Consider the following 19,230-nt stretch of genomic DNA (forward strand, 5'->3'; position numbering starts at 1 on the left):
GGCGCGGCCACGTCGTACCGCTCGTCACAGCGGCTGAGACCCGCCCGTCGGGGTCGGGCGGCGCAACTAGGCTGGGGCGCATGAGCGAGCAGGACCCCCGGCAGGACCCGGCCCAGACCCAGCCCGACATCAAGCCGCGCTCGCGCGACGTCACCGACGGCCTCGAGCGTGCCGCGGCCCGGGGCATGCTCCGCGCGGTGGGCATGGGGGACGAGGACTTCGCCAAGCCGCAGATCGGCGTCGCCTCGAGCTGGAACGAGATCACGCCGTGCAACCTGCCGCTCGACCGGCTGGCCAAGGCGGTCAAGAACGGCGTGCACGCGGCCGGCGGCTATCCGCTGGAGTTCGCCACCATCTCGGTCTCCGACGGCATCTCAATGGGCCACGAGGGCATGCACTTCTCGCTGGTCTCCCGCGAGGTCATCGCGGACTCCGTCGAGGTCGTCATGAACGCCGAGCGGCTCGACGGCTCGGTGCTCCTCGCCGGCTGCGACAAGTCGCTGCCCGGCATGATGATGGCTGCGGCCCGGCTCGACCTGGCCAGCGTCTTCCTCTACGCCGGCTCGATCATGCCCGGCCAGGTCGACGGTCGCGACGTCACGATCATCGACGCCTTCGAGGCCGTCGGTGCCTGCCTGGCGGGCAAGATCAGCCGCGAGGAGGTCGACCGCATCGAGCGCGCGATCTGCCCGGGCGAGGGCGCGTGCGGCGGGATGTACACCGCCAACACGATGGCGTCGGTCGCCGAGGCCATCGGCATGTCGCTCCCGGGCTCGGCGGCGCCGCCGGCGGTGGACCGCCGTCGCGACGGCTTCGCCCACCGCTCCGGCGAGGCGGTCGTCAACATGCTGCGCCAGGGCATCACCGCTCGCCAGATCATGACCAAGGAGGCGTTCGAGAACGCCATCACCGTGGTCATGGCCCTCGGCGGCTCCACGAACGCCGTGCTGCACCTGCTGGCGATGGCGCGCGAGGCCGAGGTCGACCTGACCATCGACGACTTCAACCGGGTGGGCGACAAGGTGCCGCACCTGGGCGACCTCAAGCCGTTCGGCCGCTACGTGATGAACGACGTCGACAAGATCGGCGGCATCCCGGTGGTCATGAAGGCACTGCTGGACGCGGGCCTCATGCACGGCGACTGCCTGACCGTCACGGGCAGGACGCTCGCGGAGAACCTCGAGCGGCTCGCACCGCCGGCCCTCGACGACGACGTCATCCGCAGGCTCGACCGCCCGATCCACAAGTCGGGCGGCCTCACGATCCTCAAGGGCTCGCTGGCTCCCGAGGGTGCCGTCGTGAAGTCGGCCGGGTTCGACGAGTCCGTGTTCAGCGGCACGGCGCGGGTCTTCGACGGCGAGCGCGCCGCCATGGACGCCCTGTCGGAGGGGCGGATCGTCGCCGGCGACGTCGTCGTGATCCGCTACGAGGGCCCCAAGGGCGGTCCGGGCATGCGCGAGATGCTCGCGATCACCGGGGCCATCAAGGGCGCTGGCCTCGGCAAGGACGTCCTCCTGCTCACCGACGGCCGGTTCTCCGGCGGCACGACCGGGCTGTGCGTCGGCCACGTCGCTCCGGAGGCGGTGGACGGCGGCCCCATCGCCTTCGTCCGCGACGGCGACCGGATCACCCTGGACGTGCTGAACCGCACGCTCGAGGTCGAGATCGACGACTGGGACGTCCGCCGCGAGGGCTGGGTGCCGAACCCGCCGAAGTACACCCGCGGCGTGCTGGGCAAGTACGCCGCCACCGTGCGCTCGGCCGCGCACGGCGCGGTCACCAGCTGACGGCGCCGCCCGGCCGCTGCGTGCGGCCGGCGGTGTCGGCCCGGCTGAAGAGCCAGGCCGCCGCGCCGAAGAGCGCCATGAAGCCCAGCGTGATGCCGATGGCGTCGAGCACCGAGGGCTCGACGCCGGCGGGCAGCGTCGCCAGTGCGACGGCCGTGGCGATGCCCTGGGCCAGCGCCGTGGCCGCCAGTGCCCAGGCCATCCCACCCGGTCGCAGGCGCGCGACGACGGAGCCGAGCACGAGCACGGCCAGGACCGCGAGGTAGGGGCGGTCGGCCTCGCCGCCCGCGCCGACGATGCCCACCGCCCCGGACAGCAGGACGAGCAGGAGTCCGGTGCCGGCGGCGAGAGCGAGGCCGAGCCGGTAGGGAGTCGTGGTGCGCATGGTTCCTCCGTGGTGGTGGGTGACTCGTGTCGGTGGCCTGGATCAGTGGTCGGCGTCGGTGCGGATCAGGCGCCAGCCGCCGGCGGCGACCGCGGCGACGGCCCACGCGGCCAGCGTGAGCCGAGCGGAGAGCTCGGTCATGCCGTCCACCGGGCTCTCGCCGAAGATCAGGAAGAGGGCGCTCTCGCCGGGCATGGCGGCCGCCAGCGTGGTGGTCCAGTCGTAGGGCAGCTGCACCAGGAGGAGGGGCAGCACCAGCACGAGGGCGATGACGGTCACCAGCGCGCCCGCGGTGCTCCGCAGGGCCAGGCCCAGGCCGACGGCGAGCAGGGCCCCCGCGCCGTGGACGTAGGCCACCCCGGCGAGGGTCTCGACCCCCTCAGCCAGTGGCAGGCCGACCTCCGGCGCCCAGAGCGCCACGACGCCGCTCGCAGCGACCACCGCAGCCACCCCGACCACGGTCGCCGTGCCTGCCACCACGGCCACGCGGGCCAGCAGCAGCAGCCCCCGGCGAGGTGTCCACTGGAGTGTCGTCACGATCCCGCCGGTGCCGTGGTCGGCCGTGCCCGCCACCACCGCCAGCGCCAGGATCCCGAAGAGCGCGAACATCACCGTGGGCCGGCTCCCGTCCCAGCCGGTGGCGTCGGCCGGCAGCGACGGGTCACGAGCGGCGTCCACGCCGATCAGGCTGCCGAGGCCCACCATGGCGAGGACCGTGACGGCCGCGAGGACCCAGCTCGAGCGCAGCGACCACACCCGCGACCACTCGGCGCGGCTCGTGCGGGCCAGCACGGCTGCGCCGCTCATCGTGCACCGCCCGCGGTGGTGCCGGCGTCGTCAGCAGCCGGCTCGGCGAGGTGCCCGTGGTGCACGACGCTGTCCTCGGTGAGGGAGAGGTAGGCCTGCTCGAGCGAATGCTCCGCCTCCGCCAGCAGGTGCAGGCGGACGCCGAGCGCGTGCGCCGCCTCGCCGACGTCGCTCGCGGCCATCCCGACGACCTCCAGCCGGCCGGGGGCCGGGCACTCGACCGTCGCCCGGTCCGCCAGCGCCGCGCCGAGCCGTTCGTGGTCGGGTGTCTCGACGCGCACGAGGGGGCCGCCGGCGCGCTGCAGCACGTCGTCGACGTCCGCCTCCGCGATCAGCCGGCCGCGGCCGATGACCACCACCCGGTCGGCGATCAGCTGCATCTCGCTCATCAGGTGGCTGGAGACGAGTACTGCCCGTCCCTCGTCGGCGAAGCCCCGGACCAGGGAGCGGATCCAGCGCACGCCGTCGAGGTCGAGGCCGTTGACCGGCTCGTCGAAGAGCAGGACCGGCGGGTTCCCGAGCAGGGCGGCAGCGATCCCCAGCCGCTGGCGCATGCCGAGCGAGTACCCCTTGACCCGCCGGCCGGCCGCGCCCGCGAGGCCGACCTGGTCGAGCACCTCGTCGACGCGTGCGACCGGGATCCCGTGGGTCTGCGCCGCGATCCGCAGGTGCGCCCGTCCGGTGCGGCCCGGGTGTATGGCGGCGGCGTCCAGGAGGGCGCCGACCTCGTGCAGCGGTGCGGACAGCTCGGCGTACCGCCTGCCGTTCACCGTGGCCGTGCCGGAGGTCGGTCGGTCCAGGCCCACCACCATCCGCATGGTGGTGGACTTGCCGGCGCCGTTGGGTCCCAGGAAGCCGGTCACCCGGCCGGTCGGCACGTCGAAGGTCAGGTCGTCGACGGCCCGCACGCCGCCGTACTGCCCGCCGTACTGCTTGGAGAGTCCTCGCACGCTGATCACGCTCGCGACCGTAGGACCGGGACGGCGTGGGGACGGGGCAGGAGGTGTGGAGGTCCTGTGGAGGTCACCCAACCTTCCCGGAGCGGCGGCCGGCACCCATGATGGGCCCGTGGCGGTGAACGAGCACGGGCAGCGGGTCGGCGACGAGGTGGTCGGGTGGGAGCCGCGGACGCCACCCACGCCGGTGCGGCTCGAGGGCAGGCACGTGGCGCTGGAGCCGGTGTCCGCCGACCACGCCCAGCCGCTCTTCGACGCGCTCTGCGGCCCGGACGACGCCGCCCTGTGGACCTACCGGGCGACCGACCCGCCCACCGACGTGGCCGCGATGGCCAGGGACGTGGTGGCCACGATGGCCGCGCACACCGGCTCGCTGACCCTGGCCCTGGTCCCCGACGGGCGCTCCGCGGAGGGCCTGGCCACCTACTGGCGGGTCGAGCCGGACCACGGTGTCATCGAGATCTCGAGCGTCCTGCTCTCCCGTCGGCTGCAACGGACCCGCGCCGCCACCGAGGCGCTGCACCTGATGATCCGGCAGGCCTTCGACGGCTGGGGCTACCGCCGGGTCGAGTGGAAGTGCGACTCCCTCAACGAGCCGTCGCGGCGGGCCGCGGCCCGGCTGGGGTTCGTCCACGAGGGGCGGTTCCGCAAGCACATGGTGACCAAGGGGCGCACCCGTGACACCGACTGGTTCTCCCTCACCGACGACGACTGGCCCGAGGTGCGGGCTGCGCACGAGCGCTGGCTGGATCCAGCCAACTTCGACACCGACGGGCGGCAGCGCACGTCGCTCTCCGAGCTCACCCGGAGGTAGGCGTGGACCAGCGGATCAGCTTCCTCACCCTCGCGGTGGCCGACCTCGAGGCGGCACGCCGGTTCTACTGCGACGGGCTCGGGTGGACCGCCGCGCTCGAGGTCCCGGGGGACGTCGTGATGATCGAGGTCGGCCCCCACGTCGTGCTCTCGCTGTGGCAGCGCGAGCACTTCGAGGCCGAGGTCGGACCCATCGCCGGCGGGGACGGGGTCGCACCGTTCACCATCGCGCACAACGTGGCGACGCCGCGTGAGGTCGACGACGTGCTGGAGGTCGCCCGCCGGGCAGGGGCCGATCCCGTCCAGCCGGCGCGGCAGCGGTCCTGGGGCGGGTACACCGGTTACTTCGCCGACCCCGACGGGTACCGCTGGGAGGTCGCCCACAACCCCGGACCCATCGGAGAGAAGGTGCTGCCCCGTGAGTGAGCCCCGCGAGCAGGTCGAGCCGGCCGAGCCCGGCATCCAGGGTGGGCCCCGCCCCCACAACCCCTCCCAGGACGAGCCCACCGAGGGCATCCCGAGCGAGGCCATGAACGCCACCGGTGCGGACGTGGACGACCGCACCGTGCTCTCCGGCCACCAGGTCGAGGCCGAGCTCCTCGACGACTGGCGGGTGATGTTCGACCAGCTGCACGCACGGTTCGCCACCGGCGACTTCGCCACGGGCGCCCGCCTGGTCGGGAAGATCGCCGGCCTGGCCGACGAGGCCGACCACCACCCCGACGTGGACCTGACCTACGGCGCCGTGGTGGTGCGCCTGTCCAGCCACGACGTCGGCGGCGTCACCCAGCGCGACGTCCGCCTGGCGCGGCGGGTCAGCGAGGCCGCGGCGCGCCTCGGCGCGACGGCGGAGCCCGAGCGCCTGCAGGTGCTCGAGCTGGCGCTCGACACTCCCGACCACGCGGAGGTCAAGGCGTTCTGGGCCGCCGTCCTGGGCTACGAGGTCTCGGCTGCGGCGTCCGACGAGCTCCGCGACCCGTCCGGGAGCGGACCGACGCTGTGGTTCCAGGAGTCCGACGCCCGCTCGGCGCAGGACGTGGAGCAGCGGTTCCACCTCGACGTGCGGGTGCCCCCGGAGGTGGCCGAGCGGCGCGTGCGCGCGGCGGTCGAGGCCGGCGGCACCCTGGTGAGCGACGGCCGCGCGCCCAGCTTCTGGGTGCTCGCCGACGCGCAGGGCAACCGGGCGTGCGTGACGACCTGGCTCGGCCGCTCCTGACCGACCGACCCGTTATCAGCATGTGGGACCGACGTCCCGTATGCTGGGACGGCAGTCGTGACCGGATGACGGCGCGGAGCCAGAGCCGCTACGGTGGTCGCATGCGCCAGGACCTTCTTGTACGCACGCGACGCGTGGGCTGAGCCACCTGGCTCCAGCCGCGCGTCATCCCCTCGCCGCCTGCCGGCCGAGGGGTTTTTTGTTGGCCAAGCACGGATGAACCACCGAACGGGGAAGCAGGAATGAGCGAGCAGATAACCGGCGCGCAGAGCCTGATCACGTCGCTGGAGGCGGCGGGGGTCACGGAGCTCTTCGGCATCCCCGGCGGCGCCATCCTCCCGGCGTACGACCCGCTGATGGACTCCTCGATCCGCCACATCCTGGTCCGCCACGAGCAGGGCGCCGGCCATGCCGCGCAGGGGTACGCCGCGGCGACCGGCAAGGTGGGCGTCTGCATGGCCACCTCGGGTCCGGGCGCCACCAACCTGGTCACGCCGATCGCGGACGCGCACATGGACTCCGTGCCGATGGTCGCGGTGACCGGCCAGGTGGGCGCGTCGATGATCGGCACCGACGCCTTCCAGGAGGCCGACATCCGCGGCATCACCATGCCGATCACCAAGCACAACTTCCTGGTGACCGACCCGGCCGACATCCCCCGGACCGTGGCCGAGGCCTTCTACATCGCCTCCACCGGCCGCCCCGGTCCCGTGCTGGTCGACGTCGCCAAGTCGGCGCTGCAGTCGATGACGACGTTCGCGTGGCCCACCGAGCTGCACCTGCCCGGCTACCGCCCGGTGACCAAGCCGCACTCCAAGCAGATCCGCGAGGCCGCGAAGCTCGTCCTCGAGTCGCGACGGCCGGTCCTCTACGTCGGCGGCGGCACCATCCGGGCGCGGGCCTCGGCCGAGCTGCGCGCCCTGGCCGAGCTCACCGGCATGCCCGTCGTGACGACGCTGATGGCCCGCGGCGCCTTCCCGGACAGCCACCCGCAGCACCTCGGCATGCCCGGCATGCACGGGGCCGTCTCCGCGGTGGCGGGCCTGCAGAAGGCCGACCTCATCATCAGCCTCGGCGCCCGGTTCGACGACCGCGTCACCGGCAACCTCGACTCCTTCGCCCCGAACGCCAAGGTCATCCACGCCGACATCGACCCGGCGGAGATCGGCAAGAACCGCCATGCCGACGTGCCGATCGTCGGGGACTGCCGCGAGGTGATCGCCGAGCTCACCGCGGCGCTGCGCGCCGAGGAGGCCGCGGGGCACACCGGCGACTTCGAGGCGTGGGTGCAGTTCCTCGCCGGGATCAAGAAGAAGTACCCGCTGGGCTACGAGGTCCCCACCGACGGCACGCTCTCCCCGCAGTACGTCATCGAGCGGCTCGGCAAGGTCTCCGGGCCGGACACGATCTTCACCTCGGGTGTCGGCCAGCACCAGATGTGGGCGGCGCAGTTCATCGGCTACGAGAAGCCGAACACCTGGCTCAACTCCGGCGGTCTCGGGACGATGGGCTACTCCGTCCCGGCCGCGATGGGCGCCAAGGTCGGCGCCCCGGACACGACGGTCTGGGCCATCGACGGTGACGGCTGCTTCCAGATGACCAACCAGGAGCTGGCCACCTGCGCGATCAACGACATCCCCATCAAGGTCGCGATCATCAACAACGAGTCGCTCGGCATGGTCCGGCAGTGGCAGACGCTCTTCTACAACGAGCGCTACTCCAACACCGACCTGCACTCCAAGCGCATCCCCGACTTCGTCAAGCTGGCCGATGCCTACGGCTGCGTGGGCCTCGCCTGCGAGAGCCCCGACGACGTCGACTCGGTCATCGAGAAGGCCATGTCGATCGACGACACGCCCGTGGTCGTCGACTTCCGGGTCCACCGCGACGCCATGGTGTGGCCGATGGTCGCCGCCGGCACCAGCAACGACGAGATCAAGTACGCACGTGACCTCGCCCCCGAGTTCGACCGGGTCGAGGACGACTGGGAGGTCAGGCCCGCATGAGCAAGCACACTCTCTCGGTGCTGGTGGAGAACAAGCCGGGCGTGCTCACCCGGATCGCCGGCCTCTTCAGCCGCCGCGGCTTCAACATCGACTCCCTGGCGGTCGGCCCGACCGAGCACCCCGAGGTCTCGCGGATGACCATCGTGGTCAACGTCGAGTCGTCGCCGCTGGAGCAGGTGACCAAGCAGCTCAACAAGCTGGTCGAGGTGATCAAGATCGTCGAGCTCGACCCGACGGCCTCGGTCACCCGGGAGCTGGTGCTCGTCAAGGTCGCCGCCACCGCCGAGACGCGCGGCCAGGTCCTCGACACGGTCCAGCTGTTCCGGGCCAAGGTGATCGACGTGGCGCCCGACGCGATCACCATCCAGATCACGGGGAACGCCGGCAAGATCGCCGACTTCCTGCGGGTCCTGGAGCCGTTCGGGATCCGCGAGCTCGTCCAGTCCGGCATGGTCGCGATCGGTCGCGGCTCGCGGTCGATCTCGGAGCGGAGCCTCCGCCCGGTGGCCGTCCCGGCCCGCCCCGCGGCGGTCTGAGCCCGCCGCGTCCACGCACGAAGCCCCGCACGAAGCCCCGCACGAAGCCCAGCAAGACCTACTGACGAACCAGCACCACCCGACACCGAAGGAGAAGCCCCTCGTGGCTGAGATGTTCTACGACGACGACGCCGACCTGTCCCTGATCCAGGGCAAGAACGTGGCCGTCATCGGCTACGGCAGCCAGGGCCACGCCCACGCGCTCTCCCTGCGCGACTCCGGCGTCGACGTGCGCGTCGGCCTGCAGCCGGGCTCCAAGAGCCGCGAGAAGGCCGAGGCCGAGGGCCTGCGGGTCGTCACGCCGGCGGAGGCGGCCGAGGAGGCCGACGTCATCGTCATCCTCGCCCCCGACCAGCACCAGCGGAAGCTCTACGCCGAGGAGATCGAGCCGCACCTCGCCGAGGGCGACACCCTCGTGTTCGGCCACGGCTTCAACATCCGCTTCGGCTACATCACCCCGCCGGAGGGGGTCGACGTCTTCATGGTCGCCCCCAAGGGCCCCGGCCACCTGGTGCGCCGCGAGTACGTCGACGGCCGCGGCGTGCCCGTGCTCGTCGCCGTCGAGAAGGACGCCTCCGGCAAGGCCTGGGACCTCGCGCTGTCCTACGCCAAGGGCATCGGCGGCCTGCGGGCCGGCGGCATCAAGACCACCTTCACCGAGGAGACCGAGACCGACCTCTTCGGTGAGCAGGCGGTCCTGTGCGGTGGCGCCTCGCAGCTGGTCCAGTACGGCTTCGAGGTGCTGACCGAGGCCGGCTACCAGCCGGAGGTCGCCTACTTCGAGTGCCTGCACGAGCTGAAGCTGATCGTCGACCTGATGTACGAGGGCGGCATCGCCAAGCAGCGCTGGTCGGTCTCCGACACCGCGGAGTTCGGCGACTACGTCTCCGGCCCGCGCGTCATCGACGAGCGCGTGAAGCAGAACATGGTCGGCGTCCTCGAGGACATCAAGAACGGTGCGTTCGCCGAGCGGTTCATCACCGACCAGGAGAACGGCTCGCCGGAGTTCAAGAAGTTCCGCGAGCAGGGCGAGCAGCACCCCATCGAGCAGACCGGCCGCGAGCTGCGCAAGCTGATGGCGTGGGTCAAGAGCCACGACTCGGACTACACCGAGGGCACCGCCAGCCGCTGACCCCCGGGAACACCACGGGCAGCCGACGCGTTCTGGTCTCCATGCGTATCGAGATCTGGAGCGACGTCGTCTGCCCGTGGTGCTACGTGGGCAAGCGCCGTCTGGAGAAGGCCCTCGCCGGCTTCGAGCACCGTGACGAGGTCGAGGTCGTCTACCGCTCCTTCGAGCTCGACCCGTCCGCCCCGCAGCACGGCCACGAGCCGACGCTGACCCAGCTCTCCCGCAAGTACGGGCGGTCCGAGGCCGAGATGCGCTCGATGATGCAGTCGCTCATCGACACCGCCGCGGAGGAGGGCCTCGACATGCGGCTCTTCGACAACGTGCACACCAACACCGTCGACGCCCACCGACTGCTTCACCTCGCGCTCGACGCGGGCGGGCCGGCGCTCCAGCGCGACCTCAAGGAGCAGCTGCTCGCGGCGTACTTCCTCCGTGCCGAGGACGTCGGCGACCACGACGTGCTGCGCGCCGCCGCCCGCGAGGCCGGGCTGGACGCGGGCCGGGTGGACGAGGTGCTGGCCGGCCGGGAGTACGCCGACGCGGTGGCCGCCGACATCGACCAGGCGCACGCCTACGGCGCCGGCGGGGTGCCGTTCTTCGTCGTCGACCAGCGCTACGCCATCTCCGGCGCGCAGCCGACCGAGGTCTTCGAGCGGGCCCTCGCCCAGGCCTGGGCCGAGTCGCGCCCCAGCCTGCAGACGGTGGGCGGGAACGCCGAGGCCTGCGGGCCCGACGGCTGCACCATCTGACCGGCACGGGGCACCGGAGGGGCGTGCAGACCTTCCTCCCGTACGCCGACTTCGACCGCTCCGCCCGCGTGCTCGACCAGAAGCGCCTGGGCAAGCAGCGGGTCGAGTGCATCCAGGTGGTCCGTGGGCTGACCGTGCCGACCTACGGCTGGCGCAACCACCCGGCGGTGAAGATGTGGCGCGGCCACCTCGAGGCGCTCGGGCGCTACTCGCTGGCCTGCTGCGAGGCCTGGGTCGAGCTCGGGTACGGCGACACCTGTGCCGCGACGATCGGGGCCGACCTGGCCTCCGCCGGGGTCCGCTCCGTGCGGACGCAGGCGGAGCTGGCCGAGGCCGGCGCGCTGCCGCCCTGGCTGGGTGAGGAGGACCTGCACCTCAGCCACCGGTCGAACCTCGTGCGCAAGGACCCTGACTTCTACGGCCCGCTCTTCCCGGGCGTCCCCGCGGACCTGCCCTACGTCTGGCCGCCGGACCCCACCTCCTCGGCCGCTTGAGCGCCGAGGCCGAGGAGCCGCTCCACGCCGACGTCCTCGAGGAACCGCGCGTCGTGGCTGACCACCACCAGGGCCCCGCGGTCGTCCCCGGGCCGCCGCGTCGAGGCTGTTGGCCAGCTCGGCGACGGTGCGCTCCTCGGCGTCCCAGTGGTCGCCGATGACGTCGTAGTCGTGCTGGTCGACCGGCCCGGCCGCGGGTGGGCGGCAGCTCGCCGGCGACGAGCCGCAGCAAGGTGGACTTCCCAGAGCCGTTGACGCCGACGAGGCCGGACCGGCCCGGTGGGACCTGCAGGTCGAGCCCGCGGAGGGCCGGGGTGCCGTCGGGCCAGGCGAGGTCGACGGAGGAGAAGGCGATGACGGGTGACGTCGTGGGCATGGTGCTCCCGGGCGAGGTGTCGAGGATGCGTCGCGCGACGCGGGACGAGGACCTCAGAGGAGCAACGGGACGCCTTCCGGCCGGGAGTGGGACGACGCCGCGGTAGGCCGGGGCATGCGGCCGCCGCCACGGGTTTCCGGCCGGTTCCCGGTCAGGCCACCATGACTCGGCTGCGCGCGCGGTCCGCGGGCTGCGGGCGGTCCCGGACCACGTGCCAGGCGGTGGCGAGCCGGCGCACGGCCTCCTCGAGCTCCGGGCCGGGGCGCGTCCACGGGATCCGCACGAACCGGTCGAGCCCACCGGACACCGCGAACACCGGTCCCGGCGCCACGATCACCCCGTGCCGCTCGGCCTCGGTGACGACCGCGGTGCCCACCGGTCGTGGCAGCTCGCACCACACGGCCAGCCCGCCGGTCGGCAGCCGGAAGCGCCACTCCGGCAGCTGCTCGCGCAGCGCCGCCGCGAGGGCGTCGCGCTGGGCCCGCAGCCGGGAGAGTTGGTCGGGGAGGACCGGGCCTGCCTCGAGCAGGTGGGCCAGCGCCAGCTGCTCGAGCACCGGCGCGCCGAGGTCCATGGCGACCCGCGCCTCGGTCAGCTCCGGCATCCGCTCGTGCGGGGCCCGGATCCAGCCGAGCCGGAGCCCGCCCCAGAAGCTCTTGCTCGCGCTGCCGATGGTGATCGCCCCGGGCGCGTGGGCCGCGAACGGCAGCGGCATCGGCTGGCCCTCGAGCGCCAGCGCCTGGTGCGCCTCGTCGACCACCGCGACGGTGCCGGCCCGCCCCAGGTGGGCGGCGTACTCCTCGCGCTGCGCGTCGGTCATCAGGTGCCCGGTCGGGTTCTGGAAGTCGGGGATGAGGTACGCCAGGGTCGGACGCGCCTGCTGCACCACGGCGGCGACGGCGTCGAGGTCCCAGCCGCCGGGGTCGACCGGTGCCTCGACGAGGCGGGCGCCGGCAAGCCGGATCGCCTGGGTGGCATTGGGGTAGACCGGGGACTCCACCAGCACCCGGTCGCCGCGCCGGCTCAGCGCCGCGGCCACGATCCCGGTGGCCGACAGCGCGCCTGGCGTCACCATGACCTGCTCGGGCTCGGTCGGCAGCCCGCGGGCGGCGTAGGCCCGGGCGATGGCCGCCTGCAGGCGGGGGAGTCCCGCGGGGAAGTAACCGTGGCCACCCAGGTACGCCGGCAGGTCCGCCGCCGCCTCCGCGTAGGCCGCCGCGATGCCCGCCGGGGCGCTGGCCGCGGCGCAGTTGAGGTCGATCGCGGACTCGTCGCCCGGCCGCGGCAGGAGCGCCCGGTCGTGGGACCGAGTCCGACCGCCCGGGACGGTGGTGTAGGTGCCGGAACCCCGGCGCGCGGCGGCGTACCCGCTCTCCCGCAGCGCGGCGTACGCCCGCGTCACGGTCGTGCGCGAGACGCCGAGCGCGTCGGTGAGCTCCCGCTCGCTGGGCAGCCGGGTGCCGAGGGAGATGCGGCCGTCGCCGATGAGGAGGGTGAGCGCCTCGGCGAGCCCGGCGTAGGCGGGGCTGCGCGAGAAGCCGTCGACGAGCGTGGCCACGCGAGAGGCGCTGATGGACTGAGCCATGCAGGCCACTCTTCCACGATTGGCTATTGGATAGAAGGCCAATCGGCCGCAGGATGGGCGGCGTGAGCACCCTCGACCCCGCGCCGCCCGCGCCGGCCCCACGCGTCCTGGCCGACCTCGGCCCGCTCGCGCAGCTGCGCGCCGGTCGGCTCGGCCGCCGGCTTCCCCAGCTCTACGTCGGTCTGGTCCTCTACGGCGTCTCGCTCGGCCTCATGGTCCGCTCCGACCTCGGGCTCGCGCCGTGGGACGTGCTGCACTCCGGTCTCGTCGGCTACCTCCCGATCACCCTCGGCCAGGCCGTCGTGGTGATGAGCTTCGTGGTGCTCCTCCTGTGGATCCCGCTCCGTGAGCAGCCGGGCCTCGGCACGATCAGCAACGCGCTGGTCGTCGGCCTGGCCGCCGACGGCACGCTGGCGCTGCTCGACCGGCCGGACGCCCTGGTGCTGCGGGTGGCACTGGTGCTCGGCGGCATCGCGCTCTGCGGCTTCGCCAGCGCCATGTACATCGGCTCCCAGCTCGGCCGGGGCCCGCGCGACGGGCTGATGACCGGTCTCGCGCGCCGGACGGGGCGCTCGCTCCGCTCGGTCCGCACCGGCATCGAGGTGAGCGTCGTCGTGCTCGGGCTCCTGCTCGGCGGGGTGCTCGGCGTCGGCACGGTGCTCTACGCGCTGGCCATCGGCCCGCTCACCCAGCGGTGGCTCCCGCGGTGGACGGTCGACGTCACCCCGGCGGGCGTCGTGCCGGCGAACGTCCCGGCGTCGAACGCGGGCGGGTCAGCGCTTGGTGGCGAGGAGCGTGGCGGCGTCTGAGGCGACCATGACCTCGACCGCGGTGAACCGGTCGTCGGTCAGCCACTGCTCGCGCAGGACGTCCACCCTGCCCCCAGTCACGGGCGGCCACATCTCACACGGGGTGAAGTCGTCGAGCACCACGATGCCGCCGTCCTCCACGAGGTCGGCGACGGCGTCCACCCCGACCTCGGTCGGCTCGCCGGAGTCGAGGAAGAGCAGCGAGAACGGACCCTTGTCGAGCAGCGTGGACCAGTCGGCGGAGAGCACCTCGACCTGCGGGTCGTCGACGAAGATCTCCGCGGCGGCGCCGGCCAACCGGGCGTCGAGCTCGGCGGTGACGATCCGGGTCTCGGAGTCACGCACGCCGGAGCGCAGCCAGGCGGTGCCCACGCCGCAGCCGGTGCCGAACTCCGCCATGGTGCCGGTGCGGGTCGCCGCCAGGGCGGCCAGCAGCCGTCCGGTCTCGTTGCGGCAGAACGAGACGTAGCCCGACCGGCGCGAGACCGCGAAGGCGCGGGACACGACGTCGGGCAGCTCGGGCGGGGCGCTCATGGCGGCGAGTCTCCCACCCCGGGACGGGCGTCTCGGATCGCGGACGGATCCGCGAAACCCGTAGCGGCGGGGCCAGGGGGCCGCGTAACGTCGCCGCATCATGCGGAGCGTCTTCGTACTCATCGAGCGCCGCGGCGAGGCCCAGCAGCAGTAGCTGCCCGTGAGGCCCCCTCGCCGCGGTGGTCGGCGTTGCTCCGGGCCTCACCTCTCGCACCATCCCGAAGACGCCACCGCGGCGGATCAGCCACAGCACGTGCGCGATCCGCATCCCTGTCGCCTCCTCGCCCGCGCGATCCGCGGGTCCCCGCTCCGCCGCGGGGCGTCTCGGTTATCCCGCCAGCACCAGACGAGAAGGAGAGACGCCATGTACGACATGTATCCCGAGTGGGGCCCGGCCTCGCACAACCCGGAGAACCCCCACAGCCACGAGGCCGTCCAGCGCTCGCTCGACCTGCGGGACAACGGCGGTCAGCGCCCCGACGACAACTAGCCTCCGGCCATGACCAACCCCACCCAGGCCCCCACCCAGGCCCCCGCACCGAGCAGTGGCACCGTCCGCCTCGCCGTCATCCCCGGCGACGGCATCGGCCAGGAGGTGACCGCCGAGGCCCTCAAGGTCCTCGAGGTCGCCTCGCCCTCCGGTGTGACGTTCGAGCAGACCCGCTACGACCTGGGGGCCGAGCGCTACCTCGCGACCGGCGAGGTGCTCCCGGACTCGGTGCTCGCGGAGATCCGCGCGCACGACGCGATCCTGCTCGGTGCCGTGGGTGGGAAGCCGAACGACCCGAACCTGCCGCCCGGCATCCTCGAGCGCGGCCTGCTCCTGCGGCTGCGCTTCGAGCTCGACCACTACGTGAACCTGCGTCCTTCGCGCATCTTCCCCGGCAGCGTCTCGCCGCTCTCGGAGTCCGTCCTCGGCGGGCGCGAGGTCGACTTCGTCGTCGTCCGGGAGGGCACCGAGGGCCCCTACACCGGCAACGGCGGGGCGCTGCGGGTCGGCACCCCGCACGAGGTCGCCACCGAGGTCTCGGTCAACACCGCGTACGGCGTGGAGCGCGTCGTGCGCGACGCCTTCGCCCGCGCCGCCCGGCGCCCGCGCAAGAAGCTGACCCTGGTCCACAAGACCAACGTGCTCGTCAACGCCGGTTCGGTCTGGTGGCGGCTCTTCCAGGAGGTCGCGGCCGAGCACCCGGAGGTCAGCACCGACTACATGCACATCGACGCGGCGATGATTCACATGACCACCGACCCCGCGCGCTTCGACGTGATCGTCACCGACAACCTCTTCGGCGACATCATCACCGACCTCGCCGCCGCCATCACCGGTGGCATCGGCCTGGCGGCCTCGGGGAACGTCAACCCGGATCGGACCGCGCCGTCGATGTTCGAGCCCGTGCACGGCTCCGCTCCGGACATCGCCGGTCAGCAGAAGGCCGACCCCACGGCGGCCGTCCTCTCCGCCTCGCTCCTCCTCGACCACCTCGGTCACCCCGAGGCCGCCGCCAGGATCGAGGACGCGGTGGTCGCCGACCTCGCCGCCCGCGAGCCGGGCACGACCCGACGTACCTCCGAGGTGGGCGACGCGATCGCCGCGCGAGTAGCGGGCTGAGCACCCTCAGCCCGTCCCGCCGCCCCGGAGGTCGACTACCGTGAGCCCCATGCAGATCCGCACCACCCGCAACGACCAGCCCGTCCCCGACGAGCGGCTCGCCGAGATCCTCGCGGACCCCGGCTTCGGCCACCACTTCACCGACCACATGTTCCTGGTCGAGTGGACGCCCGAGGCGGGCTGGCACGACGCGCGGATCATGCCCTACGGGCCGTTGAGCATCGACCCGGCGACCGCCGTCCTGCACTACGCGCAGGAGACCTTCGAGGGCATGAAGGCCTACCGCCACCCCGACGGGTCGATCTGGTCCTTCCGTCCGGAGGAGAACGCCAAGCGGATGGTGCGCTCCAGCCGCCGGCTCGCCCTCCCGGTGCTCGACGTGGACGACTTCGTCCAGGCCGTCGACGAGCTCGTCCGGGTCGACCAGCGGTGGGTGCCGGAGACCACCGAGCCCGGCACGGGGGAGAAGAGCCTCTACCTGAGGCCCTTCATGTTCGCCTCCGAGACGTTCCTCGGCGTGCGCCCCTCCCAGCACGTCACGTTCATGGTCATCGCCAGCCCGGCGGGCGCCTACTTCAAGGGCGGCGTGAAGCCGGTGACCCTGTGGCTGAGCGAGGAGTACACCCGGGCGGGGCGCGGCGGGATGGGCGCGGCCAAGACGGGCGGCAACTACGCGAGCTCGCTGGTGGCCCAGCAGCAGGCGATCGCCCAGGGCTGCGACCAGGTGGTCTTCCTCGACGCGCAGGAGGGCCGGTACGTCGAGGAGCTCGGCGGGATGAACCTCTACTTCGTCCACGACGACGGCCGGATCGTCACCCCCGCGACCGGAACCATCCTCGAGGGCATCACCCGCGCCTCGATCATCGAGCTGGCCGGCAAGCTCGGCCACCCCGTCGAGGAGCGGCGCTTCTCCATCGACGAGTGGCGCGAGGGAGTGGCGAACGGCGCCATCCGCGAGGTGTTCGCGTGCGGCACCGCCGCGGTGGTCACCCCCGTGGGGGCCCTCAGGTGGGAGGGCGGGGAGGTCCCCGCGCCGGCTTCGACCGACCTGACCATGCGGATCCGGCAGGCGCTGGTCGACGTGCAGTTCGGCCGGGCCGAGGACTCCTTCGGCTGGCTGCACCGCATCGTATGAGCCCGACGAGGACGATCGGCTCGCCCCTGACGTGACTTGAGGTTATCCTTACCTAAGTTCTGCGTGAGGGGCGCGGCCGAGGTCGAGGGAGGCGGATGGGCGTGGTGCTCACGACGCCTCCGGCCACCTCGGGCGGCGCCTCCGGTCGGGTCGAGCCGGCGCGGGGTGGCCTCGGTCGCGGAGTGCTGGTGGTCGGTGGCCTCGTCGCCGTGCTGCTGCTGGTCTTGCTCGCGAGCCTGATGTGGGGCGCGCGCGACATCGCGCCGTCGGACGTCTGGGCGGCGCTGGTCGCGCCGGTGCCCGGGAACAACGACCACCTCGTGGTCCGCGACCTGCGCGTGCCCCGCACCCTCATCGGCCTGGTCGGCGGGGCGGCGCTCGGCGCCGCCGGCGCGCTGATGCAGGGCGTCACCCGCAACCCCATCGCCGACCCCGGGCTGCTGGGTGTCAACGCGGGCGCCTCGCTGGCCGTCGTGGTGGCGATCGCCGCGCTCGGCGTCAGCTCGGCCGCCGGCTACCTGTGGTTCGCCTTCGCCGGCGCGGCGGTCGCCGCGGTGGTCGTCTACGGCGCCGCCTCCTTCGGGTGGGAGGGCGTCACGCCGGTGAAGCTGGTCCTGGTGGGCGCCGCGTTCACCGCGACCGCGACCTCGGCGATCACGGTGGTGCTGCTCACCGACACCCGCACGCTGGGGGAGTACCGCTTCTGGCAGGTCGGCTCCCTCTCCGGCCGCTCGCTCGACGTGCTGGCCACCGTCGCCCCGTTCGCCGGCGTCGGCCTGGTGCTCGCCCTGGCGGCCGGGCGGGTCCTCAACGCGCTGGCCCTCGGCGACGACGTCGCGCGCGGCCTCGGCCAGGACGTCACCCGCGGCCGGCTGCTGGTCGTGATGGGGATCGTCCTCCTCTGTGGCTCCGCCGTCTCGCTCGTCGGCCCGATCGCCTTCGTCGGCCTCGTGGTCCCGCACGTCGCCCGGGCCCTGGTGGGCACCGACTACCGCTGGATCGTCGGGCTCTCGGCCCTGGTGGGCCCGGTGATGCTGCTGGTCGCCGACATCGCCGGCCGCCTGATCGCCCGGCCGGCGGAGGTCGAGGCCGGTCTCGTCGTCGCGTTCATCGGTGCGCCCGTGCTCATCGCGCTGGTCCGTCGGTCCCGGGCGGTGGCCGCATGACCCCGTCACTGACCCCGCCGCTGACCGGGACCGCCGCCGGGCGACCCGCCGGGCCGGCGGGCGACCCGGCGCAGGCCGGGACCCCCCGCGAGGTGGCCGCTCGCGGGCTCGCCGCCGGCCGCCGGGCCCGGCGCCGCCGCCAGGTGCTCGTCACCCTGGTGCTGCTCGCCCTCGCCGTCGCCCTCTCGGTCGCGGCGCTGATGATGGGCGACTACCGGCTCTCGGTCGGGGAGGTCCTCGCCGCGCTGGCCGGGGACGAGGACGGCGCCGGCCACTTCATCGTCATGGAGCTCCGGCTGCCCCGGCTGGTCCTCGGGATCCTGGTCGGCGTCGCCTTCGGGGTCGCCGGCGCGCTCTTCCAGTCGGTCCTGCGCAACCCGCTGGCAAGCCCGGACATCATCGGCATCTCGCAGGGCGCCAGCGCCGGTGCGGTGGCGGCGCTGCTGCTCGGTGGGGCCACCAGCGCCGCCCGCTACGGCGTGCCGCTGGCGGCCCTGGCCGGTGGCTTCTCGGTCGGGATCCTGCTGTACCTCGTCGCCTGGCGCGACGGGATGACCGGCCACCGGTTCGTGCTGGCCGGGATCGGCGTCGCCTACGCCTGCACCAGTGTCACCGGCTACCTGCTGACCCGCAGCGAGGTCCAGGAGGCCCAGGCCGCGCTGCTCTGGGTGACCGGCAGCCTGGGGCAGGCGGAGTGGACACTGGTGCGGACCCTCGCCGTGGGGGTCGGCGTCCTGCTGGCCCTGGTCGCGCTGACCGCGCGGGGACTCGACCTGCTGCTCCTGGGCGACGACCAGGCGGGCAGCCTGGGACTGCGGCCGGAGGTCACCCGGGCGGCGGTCGTGGCGCTCGGCGTCGGGCTCGCCTGCGTGGCGACCGCCGCGGCCGGCCCGGTGGCGTTCGTCGCCTTCACGGCGCCCCCGGTGGCCCGTCGCCTGCTGGGCGACGGGACGCTCGCGCTCCTGCAGTCGGCGCTGGTCGCCGTCGTGCTGGTGGTGGGCGCCGACATCGTCGCCCAGCACCTGCTTCCCGCCGACCTGTCGGTGCCCGTCGGCGTCGTGACCGGCGCCATCGGCGGCCCGTACCTCATCTGGCTGATGGCCAGCGGACGCACCCGACGTGCCTGACCGCCCGA

General features: G+C 73.3%; 21 protein-coding genes. 15 read left to right on the forward strand and 6 right to left on the reverse strand.

Annotated features, from left to right (window positions below; all coding sequences use genetic code 11):
- Positions 1-80: 80 nt before the first annotated feature.
- The gene (ilvD, locus tag ACSMHG_RS05825) at positions 81-1,787 is read left to right on the forward strand and encodes a dihydroxy-acid dehydratase (protein ID WP_435742569.1); all 1,707 of its coding nucleotides are present in this window, start codon (positions 81-83) and stop codon (positions 1,785-1,787) included.
- On the opposite strand, the gene ACSMHG_RS05830 is transcribed toward ilvD, so the two are convergent.
- Genes ACSMHG_RS05830 through ACSMHG_RS05840 form a run of 3 tightly spaced genes read right to left on the reverse strand, consistent with a single transcriptional unit; the run spans position 1,777 to position 3,938 of the window.
- Entirely contained in the window at positions 1,777-2,172 is a 396-nt protein-coding gene (locus tag ACSMHG_RS05830) for a hypothetical protein (RefSeq protein WP_435742571.1), read from the reverse strand. The two genes, ilvD and ACSMHG_RS05830, sit on opposite strands and share 11 nt — an antisense overlap.
- Before the next feature lie 42 nt (positions 2,173-2,214).
- Positions 2,215-2,979 carry a hypothetical protein gene (locus ACSMHG_RS05835; RefSeq protein ID WP_435742573.1) on the reverse strand — a complete coding sequence of 255 codons (765 nt, stop codon included), beginning with the start codon at positions 2,977-2,979 and terminating at the stop codon, positions 2,215-2,217.
- Positions 2,976-3,938, reverse strand: a complete 963-nt coding sequence (locus tag ACSMHG_RS05840; protein WP_435742575.1) for an ABC transporter ATP-binding protein — start codon at positions 3,936-3,938, stop codon at positions 2,976-2,978. The genes ACSMHG_RS05835 and ACSMHG_RS05840 overlap by 4 nt, the downstream gene beginning before the upstream one ends.
- A gap of 109 nt (positions 3,939-4,047) precedes the next feature.
- Here ACSMHG_RS05840 and ACSMHG_RS05845 point away from each other — a divergent pair, with 109 nt between their 5' ends.
- The 8 genes from ACSMHG_RS05845 to ACSMHG_RS05880 all read left to right on the forward strand — a co-directional run bounded on the left by ACSMHG_RS05845 (position 4,048) and on the right by ACSMHG_RS05880 (position 10,881).
- Positions 4,048-4,749, forward strand: a complete 702-nt coding sequence (locus ACSMHG_RS05845) for a GNAT family N-acetyltransferase (RefSeq protein WP_435742577.1) — start codon at positions 4,048-4,050, stop codon at positions 4,747-4,749.
- A 2-nt stretch (positions 4,750-4,751) separates the two neighbouring features.
- Positions 4,752-5,174: a VOC family protein gene (locus tag ACSMHG_RS05850; protein WP_435742579.1), complete on the forward strand. Its 423-nt coding sequence runs from the start codon at positions 4,752-4,754 to the stop codon at positions 5,172-5,174.
- Complete coding sequence (locus tag ACSMHG_RS05855; RefSeq protein ID WP_435742581.1) at positions 5,167-5,964, forward strand: 4a-hydroxytetrahydrobiopterin dehydratase; 798 nt, start codon at positions 5,167-5,169, stop codon at positions 5,962-5,964. Before ACSMHG_RS05850 ends, ACSMHG_RS05855 begins: the two co-directional genes overlap by 8 nt.
- A gap of 242 nt (positions 5,965-6,206) precedes the next feature.
- Complete coding sequence (locus ACSMHG_RS05860) at positions 6,207-7,970, forward strand: acetolactate synthase large subunit (protein WP_435742583.1); 1,764 nt, start codon at positions 6,207-6,209, stop codon at positions 7,968-7,970.
- Complete coding sequence (gene ilvN, locus ACSMHG_RS05865) at positions 7,967-8,506, forward strand: acetolactate synthase small subunit (RefSeq protein ID WP_435742585.1); 540 nt, start codon at positions 7,967-7,969, stop codon at positions 8,504-8,506. The genes ACSMHG_RS05860 and ilvN overlap by 4 nt, the downstream gene beginning before the upstream one ends.
- Before the next feature lie 103 nt (positions 8,507-8,609).
- A complete protein-coding gene (gene ilvC / locus ACSMHG_RS05870) occupies positions 8,610-9,638 on the forward strand; it encodes a ketol-acid reductoisomerase (protein WP_435742588.1) in 1,029 nt (342 codons plus the stop codon).
- Positions 9,639-9,679: 41 nt separating this feature from the next.
- Entirely contained in the window at positions 9,680-10,387 is a 708-nt protein-coding gene (locus ACSMHG_RS05875; RefSeq protein WP_435742590.1) for a DsbA family oxidoreductase, read from the forward strand.
- A gap of 23 nt (positions 10,388-10,410) precedes the next feature.
- A complete protein-coding gene (locus tag ACSMHG_RS05880; RefSeq protein ID WP_435742592.1) occupies positions 10,411-10,881 on the forward strand; it encodes an MSMEG_6728 family protein in 471 nt (156 codons plus the stop codon).
- Here ACSMHG_RS05880 and ACSMHG_RS05885 read toward each other — a convergent pair.
- A complete protein-coding gene (locus tag ACSMHG_RS05885; protein ID WP_435742594.1) occupies positions 10,763-11,257 on the reverse strand; it encodes an ATP-binding cassette domain-containing protein in 495 nt (164 codons plus the stop codon). The genes ACSMHG_RS05880 and ACSMHG_RS05885 overlap by 119 nt on opposite strands.
- Positions 11,258-11,408: 151 nt before the next feature.
- Positions 11,409-12,842, reverse strand: coding sequence for a MocR-like transcription factor YczR (gene yczR, locus ACSMHG_RS05890; protein WP_435742596.1), 1,434 nt, complete (start codon positions 12,840-12,842; stop codon positions 11,409-11,411).
- A gap of 62 nt (positions 12,843-12,904) precedes the next feature.
- Here yczR and yczE point away from each other — a divergent pair, with 62 nt between their 5' ends.
- Positions 12,905-13,651: a membrane protein YczE gene (gene yczE, locus ACSMHG_RS05895; protein ID WP_435742598.1), complete on the forward strand. Its 747-nt coding sequence runs from the start codon at positions 12,905-12,907 to the stop codon at positions 13,649-13,651.
- On the opposite strand, the gene ACSMHG_RS05900 is transcribed toward yczE, so the two are convergent.
- Positions 13,616-14,185 carry an O-methyltransferase gene (locus ACSMHG_RS05900; RefSeq protein WP_435742600.1) on the reverse strand — a complete coding sequence of 190 codons (570 nt, stop codon included), beginning with the start codon at positions 14,183-14,185 and terminating at the stop codon, positions 13,616-13,618. The two genes, yczE and ACSMHG_RS05900, sit on opposite strands and share 36 nt — an antisense overlap.
- 364 nt (positions 14,186-14,549) lie before the next feature.
- Here ACSMHG_RS05900 and ACSMHG_RS05905 point away from each other — a divergent pair, with 364 nt between their 5' ends.
- From ACSMHG_RS05905 to ACSMHG_RS05925, 5 genes are all read left to right on the forward strand, one after another.
- Positions 14,550-14,675, forward strand: coding sequence for a hypothetical protein (locus ACSMHG_RS05905; protein ID WP_435742602.1), 126 nt, complete (start codon positions 14,550-14,552; stop codon positions 14,673-14,675).
- Positions 14,676-14,684: 9 nt separating this feature from the next.
- Entirely contained in the window at positions 14,685-15,794 is a 1,110-nt protein-coding gene (locus tag ACSMHG_RS05910; protein ID WP_435742603.1) for a 3-isopropylmalate dehydrogenase, read from the forward strand.
- A 49-nt stretch (positions 15,795-15,843) separates the two neighbouring features.
- Positions 15,844-16,929: a branched-chain amino acid aminotransferase gene (locus ACSMHG_RS05915; RefSeq protein WP_435742605.1), complete on the forward strand. Its 1,086-nt coding sequence runs from the start codon at positions 15,844-15,846 to the stop codon at positions 16,927-16,929.
- 95 nt (positions 16,930-17,024) lie between these two features.
- Complete coding sequence (locus ACSMHG_RS05920) at positions 17,025-18,095, forward strand: FecCD family ABC transporter permease (RefSeq protein WP_435742607.1); 1,071 nt, start codon at positions 17,025-17,027, stop codon at positions 18,093-18,095.
- Complete coding sequence (locus tag ACSMHG_RS05925) at positions 18,092-19,222, forward strand: FecCD family ABC transporter permease (RefSeq protein ID WP_435742609.1); 1,131 nt, start codon at positions 18,092-18,094, stop codon at positions 19,220-19,222. The genes ACSMHG_RS05920 and ACSMHG_RS05925 overlap by 4 nt, the downstream gene beginning before the upstream one ends.
- The last annotated feature ends 8 nt before the right edge of the window (positions 19,223-19,230 follow it).

This window comes from Nocardioides ureilyticus (genome assembly GCF_051280745.1).
Taxonomy (GTDB): domain Bacteria; phylum Actinomycetota; class Actinomycetes; order Propionibacteriales; family Nocardioidaceae; genus Nocardioides.